Origin of the sequence: Gluconobacter aidae, from assembly GCF_009547075.1 — a bacterium.
In the GTDB taxonomy this organism is placed as follows: Bacteria; Pseudomonadota; Alphaproteobacteria; order Acetobacterales; family Acetobacteraceae; genus Gluconobacter; species Gluconobacter aidae.
Genome location: NZ_WIPH01000006.1, coordinates 39496 through 56076 on the forward strand (window position 1 = coordinate 39496; position 16581 = coordinate 56076).

The window sequence follows — 16581 nt, forward strand, 5'->3', positions numbered from 1 at the left end:
TCATCGGGCGAGGCGTTTCAGTTCGTATAGCGCATCCAGCGCGTCCCGGGGAGAAATTTCATCGGGGTTCAGGGCCCGGAGCGCGTCTTCCAGCGGGGTGGGTGCGGGGGGCGTTATGGTGTCGGTCTGAAGGGATGTTTCTGGGGACGTCACGGCTTCGAAAAGCGGCAGCGACGAGCGGGAATCGGCCTGTTCGCGCTCGAACTGGGTGAGGAGGCGGCTGGCGCGGTTGACGACGGATTGAGGGATTCCGGCCAGTTTTGCGACATGCAGGCCCCAGCTCTTGCGGGCGGCACCGGGGCGGACCTCGTGCTGGAAGATCACCTCGCCGCGCCATTCTTTCACGGCCATCGTGTAGGGGGCGAGGCGGGGTAGAAATTCGGTCAGGGCGCCGAGTTCATGGAAATGTGTTGCAAAGATTGTTCGCGAGCCGAGCTGGGTGTGCAGGGCTTCGAGTGTGGCCCATGCGATGGACAGTCCGTCGAGGGTTGCGGTGCCACGGCCGATCTCGTCCACGACAACGAGGGATTTGGGGCCGGCCTGATTGAGAATCGCGGCGGTCTCGGTCATTTCGACCATGAAGGTCGAGCGGCCCCGGGCGAGGTCATCCGCGCCGCCAACGCGGGAGAACAGGCGGTCCACGACGCCGATCTGGGCTTTTTTCGCCGGAACGGGGAGGCCGGCCTGGGCGAGGATCACGGCGAGAGCAGTCTGGCGCAGGAAGGTGGATTTGCCGGCCATGTTCGGACCCGTCAGCAGCATGGCGCGGTGTTCGGGCGGCAGGGCGCAGTCATTGGGGATGAAACGGGCGTCAGCACTTCCCGACTCGGCCAGTGCGGCTTCGACGACAGGGTGCCGGCAGGCGACGAGATTGAACTCGGTGCCGTCCGTGACGGTGGGGCGGCACCATGAACCGCCTTCCGCGAGCAGGCCGCAGGAGCGCAGGACGTCGGCGAGGGCCAGAAACTCCGCGATTTCATCGAGGGCCGAAGTTTGCAGGATGCGGGCACAGAGTTCGGCGAAAATGCGGCGTTCCAGCGTGGCGGCCTTGTCGGCGGCTTCGAGGATGGCGCGGTCCAGACCGGCGAGGTCTTCCGTGGAGAAGCGGGCAAGGCTGGCCGTGCCCTGACGGAAGGACAGTTCGGGGTTGTCGCGCAGTTTCGTACCGGCGGCGGACGGAACTTCGATGACGTAGCCGAGCTGCGCGTGGTGTTTGATTTTGAGGTTCGAGACGCCGAATTTTTCGGACAGTTCGCCTTGCATGGCGGCGATGATGCGCCGGCTTTCGTCACGCAGGCCACGATAACGGTCCAGTTCCGCGTTGTAGCCGGGGGCGATAAAGCCGCCATCCTCAATCCGGGCGGGCAGGGTTTCGGCCACGGCGGCCTGAAGCTGGTCCAGCAGGGCGTCTGCGCGGCCATAGAGGCCAGCGGTGAGAGTGCGGATCAGGGTGGGTGTGTTCTGGTCGCAGGCGGGCTGGAACAGGGCCGTGATGTCGTTGGCGGCGATCAGCGTGTCGCGGATGGCAGCGAGGTCGCGGGGCTGGCCACGTCCGGCGGAGATGCGGCCCAGGGCACGGGCGGGGTCTGGCGTGCGGCGCAGGATGTCGCCGAGTGCGCCGGAGAGGCCGGGGATGGATTGTAGCCAGAGCCAGCCGTTCTGGCGGTCCGTGATCGCGGTGGCATCGGTCAGGGGAGAGGCGAGCCACTGGGCGAGGAGGCGGGAGCCTGCGGCCGTGGCGGTGCGGGTGACGGCGCCGAGGAGGCTGTGTTTCGTCTCCCCGTCGCGGGTGCGGAGGATGTCGAGGCTGGCACGGGTGGCGGGGTCGATGCCCAGCACACCGTCCGTGCCCTGCGGGATGGGGCGTGACAGGCGTGGGAGCGCTCCGGCCTGACTGCGCTGGACGTAGTTCAGGGCCAGGGCGCAGGCGATGGCCTGTTCGGGCGGGAAGTCACCGAGGGCGTCGATCTGGGCGACGCCATAGGCGCGGGCGACGAGGGTGCGGGCGCTGTCGAGCGTGGGCGGGACGGCGACGGGGGCCAGTCGGGATGCGTAATCGGGGGGGATCAGGTCGGGTTCGGAGAGGATCTCGGCGGGGTCCAGCCTTGCCATCAGTTCCGGCAAAGCGTCGTGGGGGACTGAGGCGGTTTCGAAAGCGCCGGTGGAGATGTCGATCCAGGCCGCGCCGATCGTTTTCGCGCGTTTTTCCGGGCTGCGGGCGATGGCGAGGAGCAGGTTGGCGCGTCCGGCTTCGAGCAGTTCGTCTTCGGTCAGGGTGCCGGGGGTGACGACGCGGACAATGGCACGGGCGAGCGGGCCTTTCTGGGGCTTTTCGCCTTTTTTCGGCGGGGCCTGTGTCTGTTCGGCGACGGCGACGCGGAAGCCGCGACGGATCAGGCGTGACAGATAGGCCGGGGCAGCGGCGACAGGGACGCCACACATGGGGATCGGCTCGCCCTGATGGGTGCCACGGGCGGTCAGCGCAATATCGAGCGCCATGGCGGCGGCCTGCGCATCGGAGAAGAACAGCTCGTAGAAATCGCCCATGCGGAAGAACAGGAGAGCGTCGGGTTCGCGGTGTTTGAGGTCGAACCACTGGGCCATCGCGGGGCTGGCGTTTTCGGCGGTAGGCAGGGGCATGAAGGTGCCGATGGGTCCGGTCTCCGGGCTGTCACTTCGGGAAGGGGTTGAGAAAATAACGTCTCTCCGCCGGTGTGTGAACCGGCGGGATAGGGTCAGCGGGCGCGTCGGCGGTTCAGGCGTGACTGGAAAGCCACGTTCAGGTCACGCAGTTGCACAACCTTGAGGGCGTCGAGCGTCACGGCATAGACGAGCATGCCGAAGACGATCAGCGCCGTGAGCATCCCCAGACGCCAGATACCATGCCAGGAGGGCAGGCCGGGGGCTGCGAGCTTTTCTGCCGCTGCGACCCACAGGGCCATCATGATGGCGGCGCCCGTAATGCGCAGGGCGCGTCCTTTCAGGAGCGGGTCGGCGATGAAGAGGCCACGTCGGTGCAGGATGACGGCGAGCAGCGTGCAGTTGACGAAGGCGGCGATCGTGCTGGCCAGCGGCGGCCCGATATGGCCCAGCGGACGGTAGAGCAGAAGGTTGAGGACGAGGTTCAGTGCCAGTGTGAAGAAGCCGATGCGGACGGGGGTGACGGTGTCGCCTTCCGCGAAAAAGGCCGGGGAGAGGACCTTGATGAGGACGAAGGCGGGCAGGCCGAGGGCGTAGGCCTGAAGACACTGTCCGGAGAGGATGGCGTCGCTGACGGTGAAATGGCCGTAGCCGAACAGGGCGGCCATGATGGGGGAGGCCAGGACGATCATGCCGATCATGGCGGGGAGTGTCAGGAGCAGCGTGTAGTCGATGGCGCGGTTGAGGCTCGAATGGACGGCGGCGCGGTCGTTATTGGCGATGTGGCGCGTCAGAAGCGGCAGCAGGGCCGTGCCCGCTGCCGAGCCCAGCACGCCGAGGGGGAGCTGGTTGATGCGGTCGGCGAAATACAGGATCGAAGGGGTGCCGACGGGCAGGTGCGTGGCGATGATGGTATCGACGGTGAGGTTGATCTGGGTGACGCCAGAGCCGACGAGGCCGGGGCCCATGCGGCGCAGGAGGGCGCGCATGTCGGGCGACAGGCTGGGCCATGTCAGGTGAGGAGCCATGCCGGCGCGTCGGGCGGCCCAGTACAGGGCGCCGAGCTGGACGACACCGGAGAGCGTCACACCCCACGCACTGACGACGGCGGTGTTGTGCCAGACCAGTGCGCCGAGGAGGATGGCGGCGATGCCGATGATGTTGAAGGTGACATAGGCGGCTGCGGCTGCGGTGAACTTGCCGAGGCCGTTCAGCACGCCGGAGACGAGTGCTGCGCCGCAGATCAGCAGCATGTAGGGGAACGTGATTCGTGACAGGTGCACCGCGGTTTCGAAGCGGGTCCCGGTGAGGCCCGAGCCGATGAAACTCACGACCAGCGGCATGAAGATTTCAGCCAGGATGGTCAGCAGGGCGAGCCAGAGCATCAGTCCTGACAGGGCCTGTCCCGCGAAGTGCAGGGCGGACTGGTGGCCCTTTGTTTCGTAGCGCTCGGTGAACATCGGCACGAAGGCGGCGTTGAACGCGCCTTCGCCGAAGAGGCGCCGGAACATGTTAGGCAGGCGAAGCGCGATCAGGTAGGCATCCTGAACGGGGCCGGCACCAAGAAACGCGGCAAGAAGCTGGTCACGAACGAGGCCGAGGACACGCGAAAGCATGGTCCAGCTGCCGACTGTCAGGAAATTGCGAAGCATTTCCTGATCCTAGCCGATCATTCAACGCCGCGACATATCCTCCGTTACAGGAAAAGCGCAGTGTGGCGGGTGGGCTTCAGCGCAGAACCGTTTCGCGGTTGCGCAGGGTCGTTTCAGCTCTGGCGGGCTGCTGGATCGTGGGGCGGATCGCGGCGAGGCCGATGCAGAGCAGGGTTACTTCAAGCATCAGCATGGCGCTGGCCCAGAAGATGCCGGACAGGCCGAGGAAGGTCGTGACGTGATGGGCCACGGCCGGGGTCAGTGCGCCGAGGGCGGCGACGACCAGAAGGGGCAGGATCGGGCGGAGCGGTGAGTCCTTCATAAATGTCTCCTGTCACATTTCTGACTTGAACTGTGGCGGCTTTCGATACGGTTGTTCAAGGAAAAAAGACGAACTTCCCTGTCGCTGTTGCGTGATAGGGGGTGCCATGACTGATTTTCCAGTGATTTCCCCGCCGGTAAGTGTCGCCGAGCTTCGTCTGAGGCTGGATCGGATCCGGCGTCTGGCCTGGCTTCTGAACTCCGCCGCGCGGATTCCGGGGCTGCGGCTGCGGGCGGGGCTGGATACGCTGCTGGGGCTTTTGCCCGGAGGCGGTGCGCTGATCGGGACGGCGCTGTCGCTTTATATCGTCTGGGAAGGACGGCGGATGGGCGTGGACCGCCAGACCGTGCAGCGGATGCTCGGCAATGTGGCGATCGAGGCCGTGATGGGCCTCGTACCGCTGGCGGGGGATCTGTTTGATACGGTCTTCAAGGCCGATCTGCGAAATATCGCGCTGATCGAAGCCGCGCTTGCGGGGCGGCTCGGGGATCAGTGATCCAGCAGGACCCTCCGGACAGCTTCCTCGACGCGGTTTGAGGCGGGCTTGGCCAAGGGCGTGAACCAGTTGGCCAGATTGCCGTCGCGGTCGGTCAGGTATTTGTAGAAGTTCCAGCGCGGGCGGGCGAGAAAGCCGCCCTGCTTGTCCAGCCAGCGAAACAGCGGTGTGGTTTCGGGGCCGCGCACGTGCTGGCGCGCGGTCATGGGGAAGCTCACGCCGTAATTGCGGTGGCAGAAGTTCCTGATGTCTTCGGAGGAGCCGGGTTCCTGCTGGCCGAAATCATTCGACGGCACGCCGATGATCATCAGGCCTTCGGGATAGTCACGGCCGTAACGGGACCAGAGGTGTTGCAGGTCTTCGTACTGGGGAGTGAAGCCGCATTTGGATGCCGTGTTGACGATCAGCAGCGGTCGTCCGCGATAGGCCGAGAGGTCGATCGTGTCGCCGGACAGGCCGGGAAGGCTGAAATCATAGGCACAGGTCATGGGGCTTCTCCCTATCAGTCGGCGGCATCCTAGCGGTTCGGGGACGTGCAGGCGAGAGAGGAGGGGTGGACAGGACGTGACATGACGGACAGGTTCAGGTCGTTTCGGGTTCAGTTCCGGGTGCGTCGTTCTGTTTTTGGGTGAGGAGTTTGCCTGCGTGATCCTGCGCGTCCTTGTCGGCATGGCCGGTCTTCTGATTCTGGGTGCGCTTTTGTCCACCAACCGCCGGGCCATCGACTGGTCGCTCGTCGGACGGGCGCTGCTGTTGCAGATGCTGATTGCGGCGGTCGTGCTGTGGGTGCCGGCGGGTGCGCATGGGCTGCATGTGGTGTCGGATGCGGTGACGAAGGTCCTGTCTTACGGGGATGTAGGCAGTGCGTTCCTTTTCGGTGGCCTGGTCGGGCCGAAGATGAACGGGCTGTTTGGCAATGACAGTTTCGTCTTCGCGCTCAAGGTCCTGCCGGAGATCGTTTATGTCGCGGCGCTGCTGGGGCTGTTGCAGCACTGGGGCGTGTTGCAGTTCCTCTCGAAGCTGATTGGCGGGGCGCTGTCGCGGGTGCTGGGGACGACGGGGCTCGAATCGTTTTCGGCGGTGCTGACGATTTTTCTGGGGCAGAGCGAGATGCCGATCGCGCTTCAGACCTGTCTGGCGGAAATGTCGGAAGGGGAGCTGGCGACGGTTCTGTGCAGCGGGACGTCGTCGATCGCAGGGTCCGTGCTGGCGGGATATGCGTCACTCGGTGTGCCGATGGAGAACCTGCTGGCGGCGTCCTTCATGGCGATTCCCGGGGGGCTGCTGTTCTCGCGCATTCTGTTTCCGGGGCCGCGTAGGTCCGATGCGCAGATTGCCGGGGCGGATCACGGGCATCACAGCATGTTCGAGGCTATTGCGGATGGCGCGATGAATGGCGCGAAGATCGCGGTGGCTGTGGGGTCTGTTCTGATTGCGTTCGTGGGGCTGATTGCGCTGGCGAACGGGATTCTGGGGGCGGTTGGGCTGTCTTTGGCGCGCATTCTGGGGACGGTGTTTGCGCCGTTCGCCTGGCTGCTCGGGGTGCCCTGGAGCGAGTGTGTCGTGGCGGGCGGGCTGCTGGGGCAGAAGATCGCGTTCAACGAATTCGTGGCTTATGTGAACCTGTCGCCGCTGATCCATGCGCATGCGTTGTCGCAGCGGACGATTACGATCCTGTCCTTTGCGCTGTGCGGGTTTGCGAATATCTCGACGATCGGGATTCTGATCGGGGCGTTCGGAAGTGCGGAGCCGCGTCGGCGGACGGATGTGGCATCGCTGGCAGTGCGGGCTGTGGCGGCGGGGACGCTGTCCAATGCAATGAGTGCGGTGATTGCGGGGCTGTTCGTGTGACTTTGGAGCGGCTCACGAATCTCTGATCCGAAAATGTGTCAGGCCCGGCGTAAGGTGAGAACAGTTATCATCTTACCTGCTGGACTGTGAGTTTCTCTATGCGTCGTTCCGGATTTCTAACCCTTCTGCTGGTCTCTGCGATGGCCGTTCCTTCCCTGGCCTGTGCTGCCGACAGTGTGACGGGGGAGCTGAAGGGGACGGATGGCTCTTCGCATGGAATTGTGAATGTCACCGAGGCCCCCAAAGGTGTTCTGCTGCGTCTTCAGGTGCAGGGGCTGACGCCGGGCTGGCACGGGATTCATTTCCATGAAAAGGGGAGCTGTGCGGCTCCGAAATTCACCAGTGCGGGCGCGCATGTTCATGCGGCAACGCCGGTGGTGCATGGTCTGCTGAATGCGGATGCGAATGATGCCGGGGATCTGCCCAATCTGTATGTCGCAGCGGATGGGACGGCGACGGTGGAGCTTTATTCCACGCTGGTTTCGCTGAAGGGGCAGGGGGAGCGTCCGGCGCTGATGGATGCGGATGGGGCATCCGTGGTCATTCATGCCAAACCGGATGATTATCAGAGCCAGCCGATTGGTGGGTCAGGGGATCGCGTGGCCTGCGCGGTTCTGCACTGAGGCAGGCCCGGCTGTTCAGGCCGGGTGACGGATGATCATGGCCTGTGTGGTCGGGAACTCGATGATGCGTTCGGGGCGGTCTGCGAAGAAGGTGCGGAACGCTTGGGCGACGCCGGGAATGATCGAGAAGTCGTGGGTCAGGATGATGCCGCCGGGGACCAGACGGGGATAGAAATAGTCCAGTCCGGCCAGAGTGGCGTCATGAAGGTCTACGTCCAGATGGACGAATGAGAAGCGCAGGTCTTCGAGACCGGATGTGCTGCCGGGGAACAGGCCGGGGTGGAACTGGACGTTCCGGCAGCCGGCCAGCTTGCGTTTTACGTGCGGCAGGGTGCCGATGAACTGGCCCTTGTGGAAGACGCCGCTTTCGCCACTGCGCACACTTTCGGGAAGGCCCTCGAACGTGTCGAACAGGTGCAGGGTGCGGTCGTTTTTTACCGAGCAGAGCAGGGCTGCCGAGGCGCCTTCATAGACACCAAATTCGGCGAAATCGCCTGGCAGGGTGGTCTGGGCTGAGGCAATTTCGTGGAGGATGAAGGCTTCGTCCGCGCTGAGGAGCGATCGTGTGCCGCGGATGGCATGTCGAAGGCTGGAGAGGGTTCGCGGATCTTTGTGGCCGGAGAGCAGTCGCATCTGCAGGGCGTTCTGCAACCCGAAGGTCAGTGCCCGGGCGATGCGGCTGCATCCGATGATGCGGCGCAACTTCTCGTTTCTCATCCACATTTTGTCATGATTACTCCTGCGTGGGAGGGCGGTCCAGCAGAAGGTGTCGGGCTTCCTCAATCGTGAAGCCTTCGCCCAGGATACGGGTGACGGTTTCGATGATGGGCGCGCGGACATGGTGTTTGCGGGCGAGGGCGCGCATGGCTGGGGCGGTCAGGACGCCTTCGGCAACCGTGGTGCGGGAGGCCAGAATGTCTTCAAGGGAGCGGCCCTCGCCGAGTTCGAGTCCGACACTGTAATTGCGTGAACCGCGCCCGGTGCAGGTCAGGATGAGGTCGCCCATGCCTGCTAGGCCTGCGAGCGTGCTGGCGCGGCCGCCCGTGGCTTCGGCGAGGCGGCCGATTTCGGCGACGGCGCGGGTGATGAGGGCGGCACGGGCGTTTTCGCCCAGGCCCGCCCCGATTGTGATGCCTGCGCCGATGGCGATGACGTTCTTGGCGGCGCCTGCGAGTTGGACGCCTGAGGCGTCATCGCTGGCGTAGAGGCGGAAGGCGGAGGTGTTGAGGAGTGTCGTGAGTTTCTGTGCGAGAGCGAGATCCGCGCAGGCGAGGGTTGCGGCGGCGGGGAGGCCTTTTGCGACTTCGATGGCGAAGTTGGGGCCGGAAAGGACGCCGGTCGGGCGGCCGGGCATTGTCTGGGCCAGAACATCGAGCGGCAGGAGGGATGTGGCCTGTTCCAGTCCCTTGCAGCAGGTCACGACGGGAACTGCGGGATCGAGGACGGTCTGGAGGCGCGTGGAGACGTCGCGGGCGGTCTGGACCGGGGTGACGAGCAGGACGACGTCTGCGCTGCGGGGGAAATCGCCGGTGATGGTGACGTTGTCGGGCAGGGTGATGTCCGGCAGGCGCGGGAGGGTGCGGGTTCCGGGTGGGACCGGGTTGCGCATCCAGAGTGTCACGTCCGCGCCTGTCGCTGCTGTAGCGCAGGCCAGCGCCGTTCCCCAGGCTCCGGCGCCGATGACGGCGATATGCGGACATGCGCTCATGGTTATTCCTCCGCCAGTCGTTCGATATTGATCTGGATGTCTTCGGCCTCGGGAGAACGCAGGCCGGTGGCGAGGGCTTGCAGAATGTTGCGGGCGTCGTCTTCAAAGCCAAAAGGCGCGTTGACGACCAGCAGGCCGCAGCCATTCAGCCGGGAGGGATCGACGGGCGGGCGGAGCAGGAACTCGCAGGCGAGCATGTCCCGGATGCCGGCGTCCTGAAGCGCCGTATAGAAGGCGCGGACGGGTGTGCGGTGCTTGATCGGGTACCAGACGGCGACGATCCCGGCGCGGAAGCGGGTGCGGATCAGCGCGATGGCGTCGGCGCAGCGGGCGAAATCGTCCGGCTTTTCAAACGGCGGGTCGATGAGGACGAGGCCGCGCTTGAAGTCTTTGGGTGGCAGCAGGGCGCGCAGGGCTTCGTAGCCGTCACGATGATGGATTGCGGCCTGCGGGTCGGCGTGGAAGAGGCGGCGCAGGGGGCGGACGTCTTCGGGGTGCAGTTCACAGGCGATGAGCTGGTCCTGCGGGCGCAGTTCGGCGCGGGCGAAGGCCGGAGAGCCGGGGTAGCGGTGCCGGCCCTGCACGTTGGGGCGGACGGCGTCGAGATAGTCCGCAAGCGGTGCGGCGGCTGGCCCGTCGAGCAGGCGGCCGATGCCGGCGCGCCATTCGCCGGTCTTTTCGGCTTCTTCGGACGTCAGATCGTAGCGGCCGCATCCGGCATGGGTATCGAGGACGACGAAGCCTGCGGGTTTGCGCTTCAGCGCCTTGATGAGTGCGAGAAGCAGAACGTGCTTCATGCAGTCGGCGAAGTTTCCGGCGTGGTAGATGTGACGGTAGTTCAAGAGACGTGTTCCGGGGTGGCGGGAGTGCGTTCAGACAGGGGCCAGCGTGGGCGGGCGGCGGTATTGATTTCGTTGGGGGTTTCGCCGGCGTGGAGGCGTTCGAGCGCGGCCCAGGCGACCATGACCGCGTTGTCCGTGCACAGGCGCAGGGGCGGGGCGAAAAAGGGGATGTTGTGGTTGGCTGCGACCCGTTCGAGGGCGTGGCGCAGGGTTTTGTTGGCGGCCACACCGCCTGCGACGACCAGGGCCGTGGCGTTCGGGCTGAGGGCCAGGGCGTGTTCGGCGCGGTCGGCCATCACATCCGCAACGGCACGCTGGAAGGAGGCGGCGACATCGGCGGCGAACTGTCGTGGCAGGGCGTCGCGGCTGCCGGTCGGGTCCTGCGTGTCGATCAGGCGGCTGACGGCGGTTTTCAGGCCCGAGAATGAGAAATCGCAGCCTTCGCGGCCTTTGAGGGGGCGGGGGAGCGGATAGGCATCGTCACGGCCTTCGGTGGCAAGTTTTTCCAGCGCCGGGCCGCCGGGCCAGCCGAGGCCGAGCATCTTGGCGACCTTGTCGAAGGCTTCGCCAGCGGCATCGTCGATCGTACCGCCAAGGCGGACATAACGGCCGGTTTCCTCGACCGAGACGCACTGGCAATGGCCGCCCGAGACCAGCATTGTCAGATAGGGGAAATGCAGGTCAGCACCGAGTTCAGGGAGGCGCGGGGTGAGGATATGGGCCTCGATATGGTTGACGGCCACGAAGGGGCGGTGCAGCGCCATGGCCAGTCCCTTGGCGTAGGAACTGCCGACGATCAGGCCGCCGATCAGGCCGGGGCCGGTCGTGCCCGCGAAAGTGTCGATGTCGGCCAGTGTCAGGGAGGCTTTTTTCAGCACTTCCGCCACCAGTGTAGGCAGGGCGTCCAGATGGGCGCGGGCTGCGATTTCCGGAACGACGCCGCCGAGAATGGCGTGGTCGGTCTGGGACAGGACGCCCTCGGCCAGGATCGTGCCGTCGTAAGCGAGGATGGCGCAGGCCGTGTCGTCGCAGGAGGTTTCGATCGCCAGAAGGGGGCGCATGGGTGCGGATGGAGAAGTGGCGGGGGCTGACATGCCCTTATTATGGCCGAGTCTGTCATATCATGACAGTCCCGTGTGAATGGGCTAAAGCTGCCGTTCATGAATGCTCCCGTCCTGCCTTCCGAGGCGCTCCAGAGAGTCGCCGCGGAAGCCGTCCGCCGCTCCCATGCCGCTGAGCCACCTACCGGCCGCAAGCTCCCTCTGCGTGTCGGGTCACGCGCGTCCCCGCTGGCGCTGGTCCAGACACGGAACTTCCTGACCCGTCTGACGCGGTTCTGCCCGGTGCTGCGCGACATGGGCGCGTTTCAGGAATACCAGATCAGCACCGAGGGCGATCGCAATCAGGCGCAGCGTCTGGCGGAGATTGGCGGCAAGGGGCTCTTTGCCAAGGAAATCCATGAGGCGCTGGTGGCCGGGCGGATCGATTTCGCGGTGCACAGCCTCAAGGATCTGGAAACCAATCTGCCGCCGGGCCTGGTGCTGGCCTGTACGCTCAAGCGCGAGGATGCGCGCGATGCGCTGATCCTGCGGGACCGGACTGTGACGGTCGATCCGCAGCGTCCCTATGACTGTCTGCCCGAAGGCGCGCTGATCGGGTGTGCGTCCGTGCGGCGTCAGGCGCAGATGCTGCATGTGCGGCCCGATCTGCGGTTCTGCCTGCTGCGTGGCAATGTGCAGACGCGACTGGACAAGCTGCGGGCCGGGGCCTGCGAGGCGACGTTGCTGGCGCTGGCGGGTCTGCGCCGTCTGGGTATGGAAGACCGTGTCGATGTCGTGCTCGAACCTGACCAGATGCTTCCCGCGTCCGGTCAGGGGATCGTGGGCGTGACGGTGCGTGAGAGTGATCTGGAACTGCGCGAACTGCTGTCCGCGATCGAGGATCCGGAAGCGCGGGCGGTTTCGACGGCCGAGCGTGCGCTTCTGGCCGAACTGGACGGCTCATGCCGCACGCCGATTGGCGGCTATGCCCGGATCGAGAATGGCGCGCTGAAGCTGAGCGGCATGATTGCGAGCGAGGACGGGACGTTCCTGCTCCGTCGTGAGATCGAAGGTGCGCCGCTTGAGGCAGCCCGGATGGGCACGGAGCTTGCGGACGCGCTTCGCCGTGACACACCGGCCCATATCTTTGATGAAATGAGGCGTCCCTGACGCTTTGTCGCCCTGAACCGGGTCGTGTGGTTCTGGTGACCCGGCCGGAGCCCGGACTGTCCGCTACGATGGCGGAGGTTCGAGCACTTGGCTGGGAGGCGGTGGCGTGTCCGATGCTGGACATCACGACATTCGCGCCTGTTGCGCCGGGTAAATTCCGTGCCGCGCTGGTGACGAGTGCCAATGCGCTGCCTGCGCTGCGGGACTGGCCTCGGGACCGGCCTGTCGTGGCGGTTGGGGCGCGAACGGCCGCGCGGGCGCGTCGGGACGGGTTCGTGAATGTCGAGGCGGCGGGCGGGGATGCGCGGGCTCTGGCGGCGTTCTGCCGGGCGCGCGGCATTATGGGCGCGGATGTGCTGCTGGCCAGTGGTGCGGGTTATGGCGTGGAGCTGGCACGGGATCTGGGTGTGCCGCGGGTCGAGGTTTATGCGGCCTGCAAGCGCGAGGCTCTGCCGGATTGGGCGGCGGAGGCCCTGCGGGACAATCGCGTCGATTCCGTCATGCTGTATTCGGGGAAAACGGCGGAAGCGTTCAGGGAAGCGCTGGCGGGCGAAGAAATCATGGCGCTGTCTGCCGTGCGGGCGCTCTGTCTGTCAGAGGCCATTGCCGCGCGCCTGGACCCGAAGGAATGGCGCGCGGTGATGTGGCCCGATCCGCTGGAGCAGCTCGGGCCAGTGTCCTGAGATCAGGCTTCGCCGGCGGGTTCCGGGAACTGCTGGGCGCGCTTGGCCTGCCACAGGGCAACGAAGTCGATCGGCTGGAGTACGACGGGCGGGAAGCCGCCGTCACGCGTGACATCACTGACGATGGAGCGGACATACGGGAAGATCAGACGCGGAACCTCGACCAGCAGGATCGGCTCGACGAGTTCCTGTGGCGGGTTGTTCAGCGTCACGACGGCGGCGTAGGTCAGTTCGGCGATGAACACCGTGCGACCGGCCTGGCCACCTTCCTGTGCCGGCGGCTCGGCGGCCTCGGCGCGGACGGCCAGGGCGACTTCATAGACGGCCTGGTCTTCTTCCAGACGGTTGGCCTGGACGTCGATATTGACGGAAATCTGCGGAGCAGAGCGCAGTGTTGCGAAAATGGACGCGCCGGCCGGTACTTCGAAGGACAGGTCCTTCGTGTATTGCAGGTTGATGGCCAGCGGCATGGCCGGCACGTTTTCCTGGCCCAGGGCAGCGTTGTCGGTGGTGTTCTCTGACATACAGTCTCCGGTTCCGCAGGGGCTGGACCCGTGGCGGACATCGATTGGAACGATTGCGATCCCTCGGCGGTAGCATGATGTCCGCTGTCCGCCAAGACACGGTTCTGGCGGACAGATGGTTGAGATCGGACGGATTGCACCCTATCTGTAGGTCAACGGATCTTTAACCGAACACTGCGAAACACAGGCCTTCATGTCTTCTGACGACATCCATCTCCCCGCCGGCCTCATGGCTCACGCGGGTCATTATTTTCCCTGGGACCTCGTGGTCCTGTTCGTGCTCGCCGTGGCGCTGGGGGTGAGACTGTACCGTGTTCTTGGCCGGCGTGTCGGGATGCAGGGGGTACGGCAGGAACGTCCGGGGGCCGGGTTTGGTCCGGGCGCGCAGAAGGGGGCTGCTCCGGATGCCGCACGTCCGAGCGTTCCGCCGCCGCTGCCCGGGCAGTGTGCGGGGAAACCGGGGGCTGCTCCCGGGGCTGCTTCCGGGGCGTTCGATCAGGCGGTGCCGGATGTGGCGTATGAAATTCCCGCGCCTGCCACACGGGTCGGGACGGTTCTGGGTGAGATCAGGTCTGTTTTCCCGGGGTTTTCGCCCGATGGTTTCCTGAAGGAGGCCGAAGGGACGTTCCGTCAGGTGGTTCCGGCTTTTGCGGTTGGCGACCGTACGGCGCTGGAAAAGCTGCTGACGCCGGCTTCCATGGATTCTTTTTCCGCGGCGATTGATGCGCGCGTGCAGGCGGGTGAGACGCAGCGGAGCGATCTGCGCGGGATCGAGAGCCTGTCCATTCTGGATGCGATGCTTGTGTCCGCGGAGGACGGAACACGGGTCGGCCGAATCGAAGTGAAGATCGTGTCGCGTCAGGTGAATATCCTCACGGATCGTGAGGGTGAGCCGGTGGTCGGAACCGAGGCCGTGACCGAGTTCCACGATCTGTGGCTGTTCGAGCGTGTGGCGGGGCAGTCCGACGCGCGGTGGCGTCTGGCGGCATCGCGTCCGGCCTGATCGCGTTCTCCGATGAAGAAACTGCTGACCCTGCTGACGCTTGGCGCGCTGTGCGGATGCACGCCGCAGAATGCGCCGTCGTCGCTTTCGCTCTCTCCTGTCGGATATGACTCGCTCGCCGGATGGGAGCAGGAGGATTTCACGTCCCTGATGCCGCTGCTGCGCGATGAGTGTCATCGTCTGTCGCAACTGCCGCCCGAGACGCTTCTTGGCGGGAGCGAGGCCATCACCTATGGGCGTCATGCTGCCGACTGGAGCAATGCCTGTGCGGCGCTGGCGACGGCTTCGGATGCGCGAACCTATCTGGAGACGTGGTTCCAGCCTTACGAGGTGGGGACGGAGGCGTTCTATACCGGCTATTTCGAGCCGCAGATTCCGGCGTCCCTGACGCGGGGCGGGCCTTATCAGACACCGGTCTATGGTCGTCCGCGCGATCTGGTGCGGGCGAAGGCGACCAATGGCCAGATGGTCAGCGGGCGCTGGGTCAACGGGCAGTTCGCGCCGTATTATGACCGTGCCGCGATTGATGGTGGTGCTCTGGCGGGGCAGGGGCTTGAGATTGCCTGGCTGAAAAGTCCGGTGGATCTGTTTTTCCTTCAGATCCAGGGATCGGGGCGGCTGATTCTGCCGGATGGCGGACAGGTGCGTGTCAGTTATGACGGGCGCAACGGGCAGGCTTACGTGCCGCTCGGACGTGTGCTGGTGCAGGACGGTGAACTGCCCGCGGATGGTGTCAGCATGGACAGCATCCGGAACTGGCTTGAGGCGCATCCGGACCGGATGATGTCCGTCATGGAGCGTAATCCGAATTACGTCTTTTTCCGTCGCGATGACGGCAGTCTGGCGCAGGGTCCGAAAGGGGCATTCGGAATGCCGTTGACGGCCGGGCGCTCCGTGGCGATTGATCGGTCCGTGGTGCCGTTTGCGATGCCGCTGTGGATCGAGACGAAGCTGCCTTATGGAGTGGGTCAGCCTGTGACCTGGGATCATCTGGTGTTTGCGCAGGATATCGGGACGGACATCAGGGGGGCCGGTCGGGCCGACCTGTTCACGGGATGGGGCGCGACCGCGCAGTCCGTGGCGGGGAACCTGCATGCGCATGGTCGGATGGTGCTGTTCCTGCCGCGGCCTCCTGCGGATTCGTCCACGGGTTCCGGGGCGCAATGATCCGCAGTCGCCGAGAGAAGCTCGGTGTCCATACGCTGATCCGGGGGGACTGCACGACGGTTCTCAGGCGGATGCCGTCGCAGAGCGTGGACGTTGTGGTGACGTCTCCGCCGTATAATCTGGGGGTGCCGTACCGGACGTATCAGGACCGGTTGCCGGAGGATGCGTATCTGGACTGGCTGGAGGATGTCTGCGCCAGTCTGTGCCGGGTGATGAAGGATGACGGGTCGTTTTTTCTGAATATCGCCGGGTCGTCCTCGCAGCCCTGGATGCCGTTTGAACTGATGACGCGGCTGCGCAGGCTGTTCGTGTTGCAGAACCACATCACCTGGATCAAGTCGATTTCGGTGGGTGAGATCACCTATGGGCATTTCAAGCCGTTGAATTCGGCGCGTTTCGTCAATCGCAATCATGAGCATGTGTTCCATCTGACCAAGACGGGGAATGTGCCGGTGTCGCGGCTGGATGCGGGTGTGCCGTTTACGGACAAGAGCAATATCGTGCGGCGGCAGCACATCACCGACCGGCGCTGTCGGGGCGATACCTGGTTCATTCCCTACGAGACCGTGCGCAGTCGCAAGGAGAAGTTCAGCCATCCGGGGACGTTCCCGGTGGCGCTTCCCGAGGCGTGCATCCGGCTGCACGGGTTGCGGCCGGGGGGCGTGCTACTGGATCCGTTCATGGGGTCGGGCACGACGCTGGTGGCGGCGGAGCGGATGGGCTGTGTGGGGATCGGGATCGATACCGATACGTCCTATGTGAACGTGGCGCGCAAACGGGTGCGGGCCGCGATCGATCATGAGGACGAGGATTAATCGACGACACCTGTTTTTCTGACAGGTTCAATCACTTTGACTTTG

17 protein-coding genes are annotated in these 16581 nt (G+C 65.0%); 8 read left to right on the plus strand and 9 right to left on the minus strand.

From position 1 onward, the window contains the following. The 3 genes from mutS to GFJ39_RS04395 form a co-directional block, all read right to left on the minus strand. Positions 1-2640: a DNA mismatch repair protein MutS gene (gene mutS / locus GFJ39_RS04385; RefSeq protein WP_153430180.1), complete on the minus strand. Its 2640-nt coding sequence runs from the start codon at positions 2638-2640 to the stop codon at positions 1-3. A 95-nt stretch (positions 2641-2735) separates the two neighbouring features. Further along, positions 2736-4292, minus strand: coding sequence for a murein biosynthesis integral membrane protein MurJ (gene murJ / locus GFJ39_RS04390; RefSeq protein WP_153430182.1), 1557 nt, complete (start codon positions 4290-4292; stop codon positions 2736-2738). A gap of 76 nt (positions 4293-4368) precedes the next feature. Continuing rightward, on the minus strand, positions 4369-4614 hold the full coding sequence (locus GFJ39_RS04395) for a hypothetical protein (RefSeq protein WP_153430183.1): 246 nt from the start codon (positions 4612-4614) through the stop codon (positions 4369-4371). Between the two features lie 106 nt (positions 4615-4720). On the opposite strand from GFJ39_RS04395, the gene GFJ39_RS04400 reads away from it, so the two are divergent. After that, positions 4721-5110, plus strand: a complete 390-nt coding sequence (locus GFJ39_RS04400) for a DUF4112 domain-containing protein (RefSeq protein ID WP_153430185.1) — start codon at positions 4721-4723, stop codon at positions 5108-5110. On the opposite strand, the gene GFJ39_RS04405 is transcribed toward GFJ39_RS04400, so the two are convergent. After that, complete coding sequence (locus GFJ39_RS04405; RefSeq protein WP_153430187.1) at positions 5104-5598, minus strand: glutathione peroxidase; 495 nt, start codon at positions 5596-5598, stop codon at positions 5104-5106. The two genes, GFJ39_RS04400 and GFJ39_RS04405, sit on opposite strands and share 7 nt — an antisense overlap. A 157-nt stretch (positions 5599-5755) precedes the next feature. On the opposite strand from GFJ39_RS04405, the gene GFJ39_RS04410 reads away from it, so the two are divergent. Both GFJ39_RS04410 and sodC read left to right on the plus strand, forming a co-directional pair. Then, positions 5756-6961, plus strand: a complete 1206-nt coding sequence (locus GFJ39_RS04410) for a NupC/NupG family nucleoside CNT transporter (RefSeq protein WP_407645861.1) — start codon at positions 5756-5758, stop codon at positions 6959-6961. Positions 6962-7059: 98 nt separating this feature from the next. Next, entirely contained in the window at positions 7060-7584 is a 525-nt protein-coding gene (gene sodC / locus GFJ39_RS04415) for a superoxide dismutase[Cu-Zn] (protein WP_153430191.1), read from the plus strand. A 15-nt stretch (positions 7585-7599) separates the two neighbouring features. Here the strand turns inward: sodC and GFJ39_RS04420 are convergent, their stop codons facing one another. The 4 genes from GFJ39_RS04420 to tsaD are packed head-to-tail and all read right to left on the minus strand — an operon-like array spanning position 7600 to position 11228. Next, positions 7600-8301, minus strand: a complete 702-nt coding sequence (locus tag GFJ39_RS04420; RefSeq protein ID WP_194285286.1) for a TylF/MycF/NovP-related O-methyltransferase — start codon at positions 8299-8301, stop codon at positions 7600-7602. 16 nt (positions 8302-8317) lie between these two features. Then, positions 8318-9292, minus strand: coding sequence for an NAD(P)H-dependent glycerol-3-phosphate dehydrogenase (locus GFJ39_RS04425; RefSeq protein ID WP_153430195.1), 975 nt, complete (start codon positions 9290-9292; stop codon positions 8318-8320). Positions 9293-9294: 2 nt separating this feature from the next. Then, entirely contained in the window at positions 9295-10134 is an 840-nt protein-coding gene (locus GFJ39_RS04430; RefSeq protein ID WP_153430197.1) for a 23S rRNA (adenine(2030)-N(6))-methyltransferase RlmJ, read from the minus strand. Beyond that, complete coding sequence (tsaD, locus tag GFJ39_RS04435) at positions 10131-11228, minus strand: tRNA (adenosine(37)-N6)-threonylcarbamoyltransferase complex transferase subunit TsaD (protein ID WP_153430199.1); 1098 nt, start codon at positions 11226-11228, stop codon at positions 10131-10133. The genes GFJ39_RS04430 and tsaD overlap by 4 nt, the downstream gene beginning before the upstream one ends. Positions 11229-11294: 66 nt before the next feature. On the opposite strand from tsaD, the gene hemC reads away from it, so the two are divergent. Continuing rightward, complete coding sequence (gene hemC, locus GFJ39_RS04440) at positions 11295-12344, plus strand: hydroxymethylbilane synthase (RefSeq protein WP_153430201.1); 1050 nt, start codon at positions 11295-11297, stop codon at positions 12342-12344. Positions 12345-12412: 68 nt separating this feature from the next. Beyond that, positions 12413-13027, plus strand: coding sequence for a uroporphyrinogen-III synthase (locus GFJ39_RS04445; RefSeq protein WP_153430203.1), 615 nt, complete (start codon positions 12413-12415; stop codon positions 13025-13027). A 2-nt stretch (positions 13028-13029) separates the two neighbouring features. On the opposite strand, the gene secB is transcribed toward GFJ39_RS04445, so the two are convergent. Continuing rightward, positions 13030-13551 (minus strand): protein-export chaperone SecB, encoded by a 522-nt coding sequence (gene secB / locus GFJ39_RS04450; protein WP_153430205.1) that lies wholly within the window; start codon positions 13549-13551, stop codon positions 13030-13032. A 193-nt stretch (positions 13552-13744) separates the two neighbouring features. Between secB and GFJ39_RS04455 the strand changes: the two genes are divergently transcribed. The 3 genes from GFJ39_RS04455 to GFJ39_RS04465 are packed head-to-tail and all read left to right on the plus strand — an operon-like array spanning position 13745 to position 16536. Beyond that, the gene (locus tag GFJ39_RS04455; RefSeq protein ID WP_153430207.1) at positions 13745-14554 is read left to right on the plus strand and encodes a Tim44/TimA family putative adaptor protein; all 810 of its coding nucleotides are present in this window, start codon (positions 13745-13747) and stop codon (positions 14552-14554) included. Positions 14555-14566: 12 nt separating this feature from the next. Beyond that, the gene (mltA, locus tag GFJ39_RS04460; protein WP_153430209.1) at positions 14567-15721 is read left to right on the plus strand and encodes a murein transglycosylase A; all 1155 of its coding nucleotides are present in this window, start codon (positions 14567-14569) and stop codon (positions 15719-15721) included. Then, entirely contained in the window at positions 15718-16536 is an 819-nt protein-coding gene (locus GFJ39_RS04465; protein WP_153430211.1) for a DNA-methyltransferase, read from the plus strand. Before mltA ends, GFJ39_RS04465 begins: the two co-directional genes overlap by 4 nt. Positions 16537-16581: the final 45 nt, after the last annotated feature.

Excerpts from the sequence above, each read along its gene's own strand:
- secB (WP_153430205.1), bottom strand. The coding sequence starts at position 13,551 with ATGTCAGAGAACACCACCGACAACGCTGCCCTGGGCCAGGAAAACGTG.
- hemC (WP_153430201.1), top strand. The coding sequence starts at position 11,295 with ATGAATGCTCCCGTCCTGCCTTCCGAGGCGCTCCAGAGAGTCGCCGCG.
- tsaD (WP_153430199.1), bottom strand. The coding sequence starts at position 11,228 with ATGTCAGCCCCCGCCACTTCTCCATCCGCACCCATGCGCCCCCTTCTG.
- GFJ39_RS04445 (WP_153430203.1), top strand. The coding sequence starts at position 12,413 with ATGGCGGAGGTTCGAGCACTTGGCTGGGAGGCGGTGGCGTGTCCGATG.
- GFJ39_RS04395 (WP_153430183.1), bottom strand. The coding sequence starts at position 4,614 with ATGAAGGACTCACCGCTCCGCCCGATCCTGCCCCTTCTGGTCGTCGCC.
- GFJ39_RS04455 (WP_153430207.1), top strand. The coding sequence starts at position 13,745 with ATGTCTTCTGACGACATCCATCTCCCCGCCGGCCTCATGGCTCACGCG.
- mltA (WP_153430209.1), top strand. The coding sequence starts at position 14,567 with ATGAAGAAACTGCTGACCCTGCTGACGCTTGGCGCGCTGTGCGGATGC.
- GFJ39_RS04400 (WP_153430185.1), top strand. The coding sequence starts at position 4,721 with ATGACTGATTTTCCAGTGATTTCCCCGCCGGTAAGTGTCGCCGAGCTT.
- GFJ39_RS04420 (WP_194285286.1), bottom strand. The coding sequence starts at position 8,301 with ATGAGAAACGAGAAGTTGCGCCGCATCATCGGATGCAGCCGCATCGCC.
- sodC (WP_153430191.1), top strand. The coding sequence starts at position 7,060 with ATGCGTCGTTCCGGATTTCTAACCCTTCTGCTGGTCTCTGCGATGGCC.
- mutS (WP_153430180.1), bottom strand. The coding sequence starts at position 2,640 with ATGCCCCTGCCTACCGCCGAAAACGCCAGCCCCGCGATGGCCCAGTGG.
- murJ (WP_153430182.1), bottom strand. The coding sequence starts at position 4,292 with ATGCTTCGCAATTTCCTGACAGTCGGCAGCTGGACCATGCTTTCGCGT.
- GFJ39_RS04465 (WP_153430211.1), top strand. The coding sequence starts at position 15,718 with ATGATCCGCAGTCGCCGAGAGAAGCTCGGTGTCCATACGCTGATCCGG.
- GFJ39_RS04425 (WP_153430195.1), bottom strand. The coding sequence starts at position 9,292 with ATGAGCGCATGTCCGCATATCGCCGTCATCGGCGCCGGAGCCTGGGGA.
- GFJ39_RS04405 (WP_153430187.1), bottom strand. The coding sequence starts at position 5,598 with ATGACCTGTGCCTATGATTTCAGCCTTCCCGGCCTGTCCGGCGACACG.